This is a genomic window from Pseudomonas sp. (assembly GCF_048265905.1).
In the GTDB taxonomy this organism is placed as follows: Bacteria; Pseudomonadota; Gammaproteobacteria; order Pseudomonadales; family Pseudomonadaceae; genus Aquipseudomonas.
Genome location: NZ_JBLXAP010000002.1, coordinates 19,481 through 32,548 on the forward strand (window position 1 = coordinate 19,481; position 13,068 = coordinate 32,548).

The following is a 13,068-nucleotide window of genomic DNA, read 5'->3' on the forward strand; positions in this document are numbered from 1 at the left end:
TCTTCAGTGAAACGAATTGCGTTGGCGCCTGCTACTCGCACAGCGCTGTCATGACCTGAGCGGCGCAAGCCAATCCACTTGGACTGGCTTGGCGTGTTTCGCGCATTTTCTCATTAGTCACTGTTCTTAAGTATGATTATTTACGCATACTCCTGCAAAATCTGATTTTTTAAGCTTGGGGCAAACCATGACCACGTCAGTACCGAACAGCGAGCAGAGTTTTCACCAGCTAGTTCGCCGCAATATTGCGCTGCCACTCGGTATCGGTTTGGTTACTGCCTTATTTTTTATTGGTTTAATCGCCTACCTGATCAACACGCAAAAATCCGCCGACCAAACCGAGCAGGTAATAAGCAGCGCCAGCCAGTCGATCAAGCTGACAATCGATCTGGAGACATCGCTGCGCGGTTACTTGATCACCGGTGACAACGACTTCTTGCAGCCCTACGAAGAAGCCAGACCACTGATCAAAGTAGAGTTAAAAAATCTCAAGGCAATGGTCAAGGACGATCCGGATCAGAGTGCGCGCTTAGAACGCATTCAAGCCTTGCATGAGGAGTGGGACAGTTACGCGACGGGGCTGATCAAACTGCGTCAGGAAAATGCCGACATCAGAAACTCTGTGCGCTCAGGCCGTGGCAAGCATATTACCGACAGCACCCGTGAGGAATACGACAGCTTTATCCAAGTCGAGCAGCAGCGTCGTCATCTGCGCAGCCAGAAGGTCAACGACTCAGTCACCCTGTATGTGCTGCTCTACATATTGGGCAGCCTGACGCTGAGCTGTTTACTGGCCTATTTTGGTCGTCGAGACCTGCTTGGGTTGGCGGCGCAACATGCGCAGATCCTCGAACAACAGCGCCAAAGCACTGAACTCATTGAGCAAAAAGCCTGGCTGAGTAATGGCCAAAGCTTGTTGGCAGAGCAAGTTCTTGGCCTGGCGAACTTGCAGACGCTGGGACGCAATGTACTCAATTGCCTGGCTTCGTACCTGAACGTCGCGGTTGGCGCCTTCTATGTACGCTCAGAACAAGGCGACATCAGCCGGATCGCCAGTTACGGCTTCAGCCGAGAGCTGGAAAATGCCGCGCAAGACTTCAGCAGCAACGAGTCATTGGTTGGCCAAACCGCCAGCGAAAACAAACTCCTGCAACTGGATAACCTGCCCAATGGCTACCTGAAAGTCAGCTCCGGACTGGGCAGCACGTCGCCGGTCAGTATTGTGCTGCTGCCGATCAGCAACGGCTACACGGTCAATGGCGTACTCGAGCTGGGCTTTTTAAAGCCGATTGATCCGCGCGTGAGCGAGTTTCTCAAGCTGATCGCCGAGCCAGTTGGTACATCCATCGACTCGGTACGCAATCGCCAGCGCCTGCAGGAAATGCTCTCGGAAACCCAGCAACTGAACGAAGAGCTGCAAGTGCAACAAGAAGAGCTGCGCACGGCAAACGAGGAGTTGGAGGAGCAGTCACGAGTGCTCAAGGAGTCGCAGGCGCACCTTGAAACCCAGCAGGCAGAACTTGAACAAACCAACGAGCAGTTGGCGGAGCAGACCCAGACGCTGGCAGATCAGCGTGACGCACTCGACGAACGCAATACCGCACTGGGTCGGGTTCAGATACTGCTGGAGGAACGCGCCCAAGAGCTGCAACGCGCCAGTCTGTATAAGTCCGAATTCCTCGCCAATATGTCGCATGAGCTGCGCACACCACTCAATAGCTCGCTGATCCTGGCCAAGCTGCTGGCGGACAACCCGCAAGGTAACCTCAGCGACGAGCAGATCAAGTTTGCCGAATCCATCTACTCAGCAGGCAACGACCTGCTCAACCTGATCAATGACATCCTTGATATTTCCAAGGTCGAAGCCGGCAAGCTTGAAGTTCACCTGCATGAGCTAAAGGTCGAGCGCGTTATCGAGAGCATGCGCAACGTCTTTGAACCGCTGGCCAACGACAAGAACCTTGAATTCGATATCCAGCTACTGGCAGGCGTGCCGGACGAAATGGTCAGTGACCAGCAGCGCATTGAGCAGATCCTCAAGAACCTGTTGTCAAATGCGATCAAATTCACTGAGAAAGGCCGCGTAGTGCTAACCGTGAGCCGCCAACCTGGCGCCGGTATTGCGTTCGCCGTCCAGGACACCGGCATTGGTATCCGCCAAGAGCAGCAAGAAAGCATTTTTGAAGCATTTCGCCAGGCCGATGGCGCAATCAACCGGCGTTACGGTGGCACCGGCTTGGGCCTTTCCATTTCTCGTGACCTGGCAACATTGCTTGGCGGCTCGATCAGCATCACCAGCGAGCCGGGCGCAGGCAGCACCTTTACCTTGCTGCTGCCAGAGACCTATGACGAAACTGCGGCCAGTGCAAACACCGGCCCACGTGTCGAGGTTGAGGTGCAACAGCCCATCACTGTCGCGCAGGCTTCTGTGCCTGTACCCACAGTGACCGCGCCGATACAGCTACCGAGCTTCGCCGATGACCGCGACCAACTGCCAGCGGCTGGACGTTGCGTGCTGGTGATTGAGGATGAACCCAAGTTCGCGCAGATTCTTTATGACCTGGCCCACGAACTTGAATACAACTGCCTGGTCGCCCATGGCGCAGACGAAGGGGTGGAACTGGCGTCGAAGCTGTTGCCACAAGGCATTCTGCTCGATATGCGCCTGCCCGATGCATCTGGCCTTACGGTATTGCAGCGCTTGAAAAACAACCCGTTGACCCGGCATATCCCCGTTCATGTGATCTCGGTTGAAGACCGCATGGAAGCCGCGCTGCAACTGGGCGCCATTGGCTATGCAGTAAAACCCACCACCCGCGAACACCTCAAGGATGTATTCGCCAAGCTTGAGGCCAAGCTTTCCCAGCAGGTCAAGCGGGTACTGCTGGTCGAAGACGATGCCTTGCAACGTGAGAGCATCGCTCATTTGATTGGTGACGATGATATTGAGATCACCGCAGTCGAGTTTGGTGAACAGGCGCTTGAACTGCTGCGCACAACGATTTTCGACTGCATGATCATCGACCTCAAACTGCCAGACATGCAGGGCAACCAGTTGCTCAAGCGCATGTCTTCCGAGGACATTTGCGCCTTTCCACCCGTCATCGTCTATACCGGGCGCAATCTGACCCGCGATGAAGAAGCGGATCTGATGAAGTATTCCAAGTCGATCATCATCAAGGGCGCGCGCTCACCGGAGCGCCTGCTCGATGAAGTGACATTGTTCCTGCACAAGGTCGAGTCGCAGTTATCCACAGAGCGCCAAAGCATGCTCAAGACGGCGCGCAACCGGGACAAGGTCTTTGAAGGTCGGCGCATCCTGCTGGTCGATGATGACGTGCGCAATATCTTCGCCCTGACCAGCGCCCTTGAGCAAAAAGGTGCGGTGGTCGAGGTCGGTTGTAACGGTCGCGAGGCGATTGAAAAGCTTAATCAGTTTGACGATATCGACCTGGTGTTGATGGACATCATGATGCCGGAAATGGATGGCTATGAAGCCACCGAAATTATTCGCAAGGACCTGCGCTGGCGCAAACTACCGATTATTGCGGTGACCGCCAAAGCCATGAAGGACGACCAGGATCGCTGCTTGCGAGCCGGTGCCAACGACTACCTGGCCAAACCCATTGATCTTGACCGGTTGTTCTCTCTGATCCGGGTATGGATGCCCAAACTGGAACGAATTTAATGGCGCCTGAGCGAACCCGCGATATTGAGTTGCGCCTGTTGGTCGAGGCCATCTACCTCAAGTACAACTATGATTTTCGCGACTACTCCGGAGCTTCGCTCAAGCGGCGTGTGCGCCATGCGCTGGTCCAGCTCAAATGCCAGAGCATTTCGGCGTTGCAAGAGAAAGTGCTGCATGAGCCGGGCGTATTCATGCAGCTGTTGCAGTACCTGACCATCCCGGTCAGTGAGATGTTTCGCGATCCCAGTTACTTTCTGGCCTTGCGCCAGAATGTGATGCCGATTCTACGCACCTATCCGTCGCTGAAAATCTGGATTGCGGGTTGCAGCACCGGCGAGGAAGTATATTCCATGGCAATTTTGCTCAAGGAAGAAGGCTTGCTTGAGCGCTCGATCATCTATGCAACTGATATAAACCCGGTGTCCCTGGAACGTGCCGAGCGCGGCATCTTCAGTCTGGACAACATGCGCAGCTACACCGAGAACTACCAGCAGGCCGGTGGTCTTAAATCATTCTCGGACTATTACACCGCAGCATACGACGGGGTGCTGTTCGACAAGACATTGCGCGCCAATATCACCTTCGCCGACCACAGCCTGGCCACTGACACGGTGTTTGCCGAAACTCATCTCGTATCCTGTCGCAACGTGCTGATCTACTTCAACAAGCCGCTGCAGGACCGGGCACTTGGTTTATTCCATGAGTCACTCTGCCACCGTGGTTTTCTTGGCCTAGGCAGCAAGGAAAGCATCGACTTCTCAGCCTATGCACGCAGCTTTGAAGCGCTGAGCCGGGCCGAACGGGTTTTCCGGAAACTATGAACCCGCGTATTTGGCAACAAGCACTTGCCGCGCACCCAGCACCGATCGAAGCACTGGTGGTCGGTGCATCTGCCGGTGGCGTCAGTGCCTTGCTGACGATTTTTTCCGGTTTGCCAGCCAACTTCAGGCTGCCCATTGCCGTGGTTATACACCTGCCGGATAACCGCCAGAGCTCGCTGGCAGAAGTCATGAGCAAACGCCTGGGCCTCCCCGCCAAAGAAGCAGAGAACCTTGAGCCGTTGCAAGCCGGAACTTTGTACTTCGCCGCACCTAGCTATCATTTATCGGTCGAGGCCGATCACAGCTTTTCCTATAGCCGCGAGGAACCGGTGTACTTTTCACGCCCCTCGATTGATTTCCTTTTTGAGTCTGCGGCTGATGCCTATGGCTCCAGCCTGGCAGGCATCTTGTTGACGGGTGCCAATCAAGATGGTGCTGCAGGTCTGACGGCAATCAAACGGCTTGGCGGTTTTACCGTGGTGCAAGACCCACAAGATGCACAGGTTCCGACCATGCCGTTGGCGGCGCTGGCCTTGCATCAACCAGACGTAATCGCCGACTTGGCGGAAATTCGAGCGCTGCTCGTTGAAATGGAAGCGGCTTAAGCATGCTGAGCAAGATCATTACAAAACTACTCATAGTCGATGACATCCCAGAGAACTTGCTGGCACTCGACGCCTTGATTCGCGGTGAAGGCCGGCAGATTTTCCACGCCAGCAGCGGTGAACAAGCACTGGGGCTATTGCTGCAGCACGAATTTGCGTTGGCGATTATCGATGTACAGATGCCTGATATGAACGGCTTTGAACTGGCAGAGTTGATGCGCGGTACGGAAAAAACCAAGAACATCCCGATCTTCTTTGTCAGCGCCGCTGGCCGTGAACTCAACTATGCCTTCAAAGGCTACGAGACCGGCGCTGTGGACTTCCTGCAGAAGCCATTGGATGTCCAGGCTGTAACCAGTAAGGTTGCGGTTTTCGCTGACCTGGACCGCCAACGCCAAGCCATCAACATTCAGGTCAAAGCGCTGGAACAGAGCCGCCGCGAGCAAGAAACCCTACTCAGTGAATTACGCAGCACACAAGAAGAGCTGAAGCTTGCCGTTCGGATGCGTGATGATTTTATGTCGATCGTTTCCCACGAGCTGCGCACCCCCCTCAATGGCCTGATCCTCGACAACCAGTTGCGCAAAATGCATCTTGAAAACGGCAATATGCAAGCGTTCAGTGCGGACCGATTACAGTTGATGAACGCCCGTGATGAACGACAAATCACTAGCCTCATCCGCTTGATCGAAGATATTCTCGATGTTTCACGCATTCGCACCGGCAAACTGTCGATACGGCGTGCAGAGGTTGATCTTAGCGATTTAGTCGAGCAGGTGCTGGATCGCTACAGCGCTCAACTCAGCGAATCTGGCTGCACGCTGAGCAGCGATATTGCCCGCGGTGTTGTCGGCACCTGGGACGCCTTTCGGATTGAACAGGTAATCATCAATCTGCTGACCAACGCCATGCGTTACGGCGCCAAGAAACCGATTGCCGTGCGGGTGTTCGCCGACGACCAATTCGCCTATCTGCAGGTTCAGGATCACGGCATCGGCATCTCCGAGCAGGATCAGCAACGTATCTTTGAACAGTTTGAACGGGTAAACGCTAACAAGTCTGCTCAAGGCCTGGGTCTTGGACTGTTTATCACCGAACAAATCGTCACCGCCCATCAAGGGCAAATCAGCGTTACAAGTTCCCAAGGTGAAGGCGCTACATTTGCCGTCACCTTGCCGCTGCAGGCAAGCACTTCGCCCAGTGATAGCTGAGGATCAAGGCAAAAAGCAGGCAGACCGTGCAATTTGCAATGCCTGCAATTGGCAATCATGCAAACTGCAATAGCCCTGATCCAAAATAATCAATTAACTTATTGATTTATAAGGATTTAATTGTAGATCCGTTTTGGCACGCTGCCTGCAAAACACCCTTCAATATTAAAATATCCAATAGGGTGCAACCGTGATGAATACTGTACTGAACTTGCTTAGTGCTGCAGCAGTTGTGATCAGCGGTGCTGTTGCATCAAGCGCTTCGACTCTGGATACCGACGCTAAGGTTAACGCCCAGATCAAGGTGCAGTCAGCGCCAACCTTTCAGCACCAGCCATTTGCCAATTCCGCGGCACGCACCGCTGCGTTCTTGCCCGCAACGGAGGCAGATAAGCAGCAGCCAGCCTTCCAGGCCGAGCCAATACCCTATGCCAATCAGCGCTGGGTGTTCTAAGCCACTGCATTACCGAAACCATCAAGCGCCAAGACGAGCAATGACAGCTCGTACAAGCAAGGCGCACAGACTGAGTAGCAAGTCAAAAGCTCTGGAGGCGTTATGTCAAAGACTGCATTGGGATTACTGGTCCTGACTGTTTTGAGCGGTACTGTATTACTGATGGATGTTTTTTCCGGCAGTGAAAGCAGCGCTGTGCTTAAGTGCACATTCGCGCTTGCACTGTGCGCATCGATCGTAGCGCTGGCATTAGGCCGGCGGATCAAATTTGACCCGGTGCTGCGCTGAGTCACCCCGTCAGGGCCTTGAAACTCAGCCCATAGTCAAACTTTACGAACACCCATTTCCTGAATGCCGGATACCCTCAATGGGTATCCGGCATTTTTTTGTGGATCACTCATCCAGGGAATGAATCGGCAAATTGATGCAGAACAGCGCACCTTCTCCCGGTTTCGACTCCAGACTGATATGGCCACCATGAAGTTGCACAATCTCCTTACACAGCGCCAACCCTAACCCCACCCCGCCCTTGCGTTTGCCAACCTGTACGAAGGGCTCGAAGATTCGTGACTGCTGACTGAACAACACTCCTTCGCCATCGTCTTTGACACAAATGATCAGGGTTTCCTGTTCAATCTGCACATTGAGCAGAATCTCGCCGCCTGCCGCTGTATGACGCAAGGCGTTGGCCATCAGGTTGTCGAGCACTCGCTCAATTTGGCCACGGTCTAGCGGTACCTCGGGCAGATGATCATCAGCTTCACAGGTTAACTTAATGTCCTTTTCAGCCGCTTCACTGGCGAAGCGCTGTTCGGTTTGACTGACCAGATCGACCATGTTGCAAGGAGCCAGCTCAAGCTTTTGCACACCACTCTGATAACGTGAAAAATTCAGTAAATCGGTAATCAGATCCACGAGCCGCTGCAACTGCTCGTCCACGGTTTGCATCAGGTCTTCTTCACGGGATTGTGGATCAAATTTGAGCCGCTCCCGGAGCAGCGCAAAAGCCATGTGTATACCTGTCACTGGCGTGCGCAACTCATGCGAGGCGCGTAATACAAACTCGCTGCGCGCCTGCTCAAATGCCCGTTGCTTGGTGACATCACGCAACACCATCACTGCACCGAGAATACCGCCTTGTTCCTGGCTTACCGGCGTCAGGCTGTAGCTCAGCAAACGGTTTTCACCTTGCACATAAACCTGCAGATCATCGAGTGCCGACTTCAAGGTTTTACCCTGCAAAACAGTCTGTATCTGTGCGTTAAACCCCTCTTTTTGCAGTGCCTGATCGAGACTTTCACCAATACGCTGCTGACTCCAGTCAAGCTGGCGCCCAGCAACCGGGTTGAAGTGCTCAAGTAAACCGTTGCGATCAAACATCAAAAGACCGTCATCGATACTGTCGAGCACCGCTTGTAAACGCTGCTGTTCAGCCATTAAGGCGGCAACATTGCTGTTCTTGAATTGGCGCAAGGAGTCCGCCATCAGCCCGAAGCGGTGACTCAAGGCCGCCAGCTCGGCAACCGGGGACTGTGGCAGAGAAACGTGCAAATCACCCTGGCCAATCTGGTCAGCCGCACTGGCCAGTGACTCAATCGGTTGAGCCACCCGCCTGGCGATGCTGTGTGCGGTGATAAAGCCAATGATCAGCAAAGCCAACCCAATCAAACCGAGCAGTACCGTTACCACCGTAGCTCGTTCTCGCGAAACTTCCTGAGCATTTTGCACGGCATCAACGTAACGCAGCTGCACCCCATTAATGTGGTCACGCAAACCTTGCAACGCGCGGGTAAATTCATCGTTGTTCAGCAGATTGCGGCGCAGACTGGCGGGTGAGTCGAGCATCTTGCCGAACAACTCATAAGCGCTGGAAATTTCAGCAATCGCCTGACGATCTTCATCCGTCACACTGTACTGTCTGGCAATGGCCAGCCAACGATGAAAGCGGGTATTGGACTCTTTAATCGCCAGCGGATCCAGCTCATCTTCAAGCAGCAGGATCACCTGCGTGCCCATCTCCTGTCGGAAGCCGAGCGTGGCATTGATGATGTCGAGGTTGCGCGTCATCGCCTGATTTTGCACGCGGGTGATCTGCCAGACGCTGATCATCCCAAAAATCAAACCAATCAACGCCACAGTCAGCAGCGCACTGCCACTGATGAATAACCGAGTGCGCAGTTTCATAAATCGTACTGCTTGCGCTTGCGGTACAAGGTGGAAGCGTCAATGCCGAGTGACTTCGCTGCCTGGTCGAGCGTTTCACTGCTGGCCATCACTGCCGCAATATGGCTCTTCTCCAACTCCTCGAGACTCATGGCTCCACCGACACGCGGCACCTGATTATTGCCACTTTCGGTCAAGCCCAAGTGAATGACCTGCACCTGTTCTTCCTGACAAATAATGCTCGCGCGTTCAACCACATTGCGCAGCTCCCGGATATTGCCGGGCCAAGGATAATTGGCCAGCACCGATAACGCCTCTTCACTGAAGCTGCGTGCAGGACGGGCGTACTCGTTGACGAAGCGAGCCAGGAAGCGATCCGCCAAGGTCAGCACATCTTCGGTGCGCTCGCGCAGGGCCGGTAACTTCAAGGTGATGACATTAAGTCGGTAAAGCAAATCTTCACGAAAGCGTCCTTCACGAACCATTTCATCAAGGTTGAGATTGGTCGCGGCAACAATGCGCACGTCCGCCTGGCGAGTAACCGGGTCACCTACACGCTCGTACTCTTTGTCCTGGATAAAACGCAGCAGTTTAGGTTGCAAGCTCAACGGGAAGTCACCGATCTCATCGAGAAACAGTGTGCCGCCGTCAGCCTGATTAACCCGGCCCAGCGTGCTCTCACTGGCGCCGGTGAACGCCCCTTTGCTGTGCCCAAACAATTCGCTTTCCATCAGTTCGGCTGTCAGCGACGGACAGTTAATAGTCACCGAGTTCTTTTTAGCCCGGCGGCTCCAATGATGAATGGCATGCGCCAGCTCTCCTTTACCTGTGCCCGACTCACCAAGAATGAGGATGTTGGCGTCGGTTACCGCCACCTGACGCGCTGTTTCCAACACGGCCATCATTGATGGACTACTGGAGTCGATATCGCGTTTGCGCTGGCGGACCTGGCCTTCGAGAGTTTCAAGGCGCGCCGCCATTTGCCGGGCTTCGAGCTGTTTGGCCGCGGCTAACCGCAGTTGCTCAGGACTACAGGGTTTGACCAAATAATCAGCAGCACCAGCCTGCATTGCATCCACTGCGGTATCAATGGCCGAATGAGCGGTAACAATCACGACACGCATCCACGGTGATTGCACACGCATCATGGCGAGTACATCCAGACCGTTATCCTCGCCCAGCCGCAGGTCGAGGAAACACAGATCAAACACTTGCCGCTGCAGCAAGGCTTCTGCCTGCGCGGCACTGTTGGCGGTTGCGACGTTATAGCCCTCATCTTCAAGGCAATAACGAAAGGTACGCAGAATTGCCGACTCATCATCAACTAACAAAATACGACCGCTTTTTGCTTCTACTGCGTCCATTAAAGGCTCCGATCCAAGATGTGCATAGATTAGTCAATGAGAAATCGTGCAAGTTGCACGGCCAGTATGACTCTATCTTGCAGGCTGCATGCTGGCACCCTGTCTATTTAACTCATAACCTATTGTTTTATAAAGATTAAATATTTATCAAAAAGCTGGCACAGGGCTTGCGATGTTACTTCCAACAACCGCTTAACGCGGACTGCTTGAACAAAGCATGGAGGAACAGAATGCATAAGCTAAAGAATTTGGTACTGGCAACAGCTTCAGTTGGCATGTTCGCCCTGACCCCACTGGCGGCCAATGCTGCAGAAGCAGATGTGCGCCAAGAGCTGAGTGAGGCACGTCAAGAAGGCTCGATCTGGACCGCGATGGCACTGAATCGCCACCTTAATCCGTTCAGCATCGACAATGAGGTTGAAAACGGCACCGCGATTCTGACCGGCACCGTTGAAAGCAGCGTTGAGCGCGATCTTGCTGAGCAGGTTGCACTGAGTATCGACGGTATCAAGAAAGTCGATAACCAGCTCAAAATCGACAACAAAGTCAAACCAAATGGCAAAGACTCACAAGCTTTGGCCACCCGTTTGGATGACGCGGGAATCACCGCCACAGTTAAGTCCAAGTTGCTCTGGAACACCAACACTGAAGGCTTGGATATCAGCGTCAAGACCGAAGAAGGCGCAGTCACCCTCAGCGGTAACGCAAAAACCCCTGCTGCCAAGGAACTGGCCGGGCGTTTAGCTGCAAACACCGAAGGTGTGCGTGAGGTGTTCAACCACCTGAGCATCAGTAAAGCCGACAGCACTGCGACCGAGGCTCAAAACGCCGCTGACGATGCCAGCGCTGCCATTAGCGATGCCTGGATCACCAGCAAAGTTAAGTCGAGTTTTGTCTATACCCGCAACCTTGATGCATTCGCCATCACTGTTGAGACCAACGACGGCGTGGTCAAGTTAAGCGGCACGGTATTGAGCAGCGCCGCCAAAAGCCTTGCGGTTGAAACCGCTCGCGATATCCGCGGCGTACGTGGCGTTGATGCTGACGCCCTGCGGATCGAAAGCTAATTCAAGTAAAGCTAATTCAAGTATTGCGCACATTTAGAAAGTGCGGATTTCAGACGCTGGCCAACCGGCCAACCGTCAAATGGAAGGAGATAAACCATGAGTACTAAAACAGCACAACTGAACGAACTGATCGAAATTACCCGTGACGGTAAGCGCTTTTACGAGCATGCGATCACTGAAGTGAAAGATGTCCGTTTACAGACCATGTTCCGTGATCTTTCAACCGTTAAAACACAAATCATCGAGGCGCTGGCAGTCAAGGTTGCAGCCAACGATAAAACTCCGGCAACCGGCGGCACCATGATGGGCAAGATGCGTGAAGTTTACGCCGACGCGCGCGCCACGTTATCGAGCGATGAAGAGGCGACTTATGTCTCCCAGCTCGAAGAAGCCGAAGACCGGATCCTGCATGCCTTTGAAGATGCACTTGAAGACGCAGAGCCGGATGTAAAAGCTTTACTTGCTGTTGAGATGCCGAAAGTGCGTGCATGCCATGACCGCATGCGCAACCTGAAGCAATCGATGCAGTAAGTAAGTGTGTGATGGGGGAGCAAGGACGCTCCGCTTTTTAACCAGGTTGATCGTGCAATAAGCCTGAACCCTAGGAGCAACCATGCAGGATGCACGCTTCAAGCTTTCACTATTTTTTATAAGCTACTGTTTTAGCTGCATTTTATTTTTTACCAAGGCTGGCACAACCTCTGCAATGGTCTTGGTTAGTCACAACTGATGTACCGCTAGACCCACTAAAATCAAGGAGAAACGCCATGTTAAGCTGGGCAATTACTTTTCTGATCATCGCCATTGTCGCTGCAGTATTGGGCTTCGGTGGTATCGCAGGCACCGCAACAGGTATCGCGAAGATTCTATTCATTGTGTTCCTGGTGCTCTTCGTTGTCTCGTTCATCATGGGCCGTCGTCCGCGGGGCTGACCTTTAAGGTCAAACACTGAGGATTCAGCACATGCATAAAGGAGCCACTATGAACGTTCTCAAGACGCTCACTGCCGCCTTGATGTTTGGCGGCAGTGCAGCGGCCTTGGCCGCTGACACTGATACCGAATTTCATCTCAACGAGCTGCTTAAAACTGATCCGCAATACCAAGAAACTTGGCAGGATTTAGTTGAGCACCAAGAACGTTTGCCAGAATGGATCATGAATCTCGACGGTGTTGCGCCGCCGATGAAAGCGCTCGAAGAAGATGGCGACAAGTTCCTGGTTGGCCAGATATGTGAGGCGCAGAACTGCTTCAACCAGCGCCTGTATGTTGCCTTCAGCTGGGACAAAGACGACGCTTACGCCCTCTACGTACAGCTGCCTGAGGCCTTGCCGAAAGATAAAGCCCCAAGCAAATACGCCACAGAAGAGTGGCTGGGCGAGCCAGACGAAGGAATTAAAGAGATGCTGCTTGAGCAGTTGAAGAAAGACCCGAACTGGTACTAAGGATTCTCTGAAAAAGGTAGCGAGCGACGATAGGACAAGGCGCAACGACCAACAGGAGTAACAGCCAAAGGCTGGCCTGAAGGGCGAGCGCCAGCGAGTCAAAAACTGCTAAAGGCGACCGGGGTCGCGCTCGACTTTACTGCTGTAAATGAGCATTTGATTCGCGTTGCTCACCCCTTCGGGGTCGCAGTATCGACTGCCGCAGCACGGGCTGCCCCAGCATCGGCTGCCGCAGCAATATCGAGCGCAGTA

General features: G+C 53.6%; 12 protein-coding genes. 10 read left to right on the plus strand and 2 right to left on the minus strand.

The features are described 5' to 3' along the window. Positions 1-187 precede the first annotated feature (187 nt). The 6 genes from ACN0UH_RS03325 (at position 188) to ACN0UH_RS03350 (ending at position 7,067) form a co-directional block, all read left to right on the plus strand. On the plus strand, positions 188-3,688 hold the full coding sequence (locus ACN0UH_RS03325; protein WP_417660731.1) for a response regulator: 3,501 nt from the start codon (positions 188-190) through the stop codon (positions 3,686-3,688). Next, positions 3,688-4,509, plus strand: coding sequence for a CheR family methyltransferase (locus ACN0UH_RS03330; protein ID WP_417660732.1), 822 nt, complete (start codon positions 3,688-3,690; stop codon positions 4,507-4,509). The genes ACN0UH_RS03325 and ACN0UH_RS03330 overlap by 1 nt, the downstream gene beginning before the upstream one ends. After that, positions 4,506-5,114, plus strand: coding sequence for a chemotaxis protein CheB (locus ACN0UH_RS03335; RefSeq protein WP_417660733.1), 609 nt, complete (start codon positions 4,506-4,508; stop codon positions 5,112-5,114). The genes ACN0UH_RS03330 and ACN0UH_RS03335 overlap by 4 nt, the downstream gene beginning before the upstream one ends. Before the next feature lie 2 nt (positions 5,115-5,116). Further along, the gene (locus ACN0UH_RS03340; protein ID WP_417660734.1) at positions 5,117-6,325 is read left to right on the plus strand and encodes an ATP-binding protein; all 1,209 of its coding nucleotides are present in this window, start codon (positions 5,117-5,119) and stop codon (positions 6,323-6,325) included. A 193-nt stretch (positions 6,326-6,518) separates the two neighbouring features. Then, positions 6,519-6,779: a hypothetical protein gene (locus ACN0UH_RS03345; RefSeq protein ID WP_417660735.1), complete on the plus strand. Its 261-nt coding sequence runs from the start codon at positions 6,519-6,521 to the stop codon at positions 6,777-6,779. Positions 6,780-6,881: 102 nt separating this feature from the next. Beyond that, the gene (locus ACN0UH_RS03350; RefSeq protein WP_417660736.1) at positions 6,882-7,067 is read left to right on the plus strand and encodes a PA3371 family protein; all 186 of its coding nucleotides are present in this window, start codon (positions 6,882-6,884) and stop codon (positions 7,065-7,067) included. A gap of 105 nt (positions 7,068-7,172) precedes the next feature. Here the strand turns inward: ACN0UH_RS03350 and ACN0UH_RS03355 are convergent, their stop codons facing one another. Both ACN0UH_RS03355 and algB read right to left on the minus strand, forming a co-directional pair. Then, entirely contained in the window at positions 7,173-8,963 is a 1,791-nt protein-coding gene (locus tag ACN0UH_RS03355) for a KinB sensor domain-containing domain (RefSeq protein WP_417660737.1), read from the minus strand. Then, positions 8,960-10,306: a sigma-54-dependent response regulator transcription factor AlgB gene (algB, locus tag ACN0UH_RS03360; protein ID WP_417660738.1), complete on the minus strand. Its 1,347-nt coding sequence runs from the start codon at positions 10,304-10,306 to the stop codon at positions 8,960-8,962. The genes ACN0UH_RS03355 and algB overlap by 4 nt, the downstream gene beginning before the upstream one ends. Positions 10,307-10,536: 230 nt before the next feature. Here algB and ACN0UH_RS03365 point away from each other — a divergent pair, with 230 nt between their 5' ends. The 4 genes from ACN0UH_RS03365 (at position 10,537) to ACN0UH_RS03380 (ending at position 12,816) form a co-directional block, all read left to right on the plus strand. Then, entirely contained in the window at positions 10,537-11,373 is an 837-nt protein-coding gene (locus ACN0UH_RS03365; RefSeq protein WP_417660739.1) for a BON domain-containing protein, read from the plus strand. 96 nt (positions 11,374-11,469) lie between these two features. Then, a complete protein-coding gene (locus ACN0UH_RS03370) occupies positions 11,470-11,904 on the plus strand; it encodes a PA2169 family four-helix-bundle protein (RefSeq protein ID WP_417660740.1) in 435 nt (144 codons plus the stop codon). Between the two features lie 236 nt (positions 11,905-12,140). Next, a complete protein-coding gene (locus tag ACN0UH_RS03375) occupies positions 12,141-12,305 on the plus strand; it encodes a DUF1328 domain-containing protein (protein WP_087514897.1) in 165 nt (54 codons plus the stop codon). Between the two features lie 49 nt (positions 12,306-12,354). Then, entirely contained in the window at positions 12,355-12,816 is a 462-nt protein-coding gene (locus ACN0UH_RS03380) for an inhibitor of vertebrate lysozyme family protein (protein WP_417660741.1), read from the plus strand. Positions 12,817-13,068: the final 252 nt, after the last annotated feature.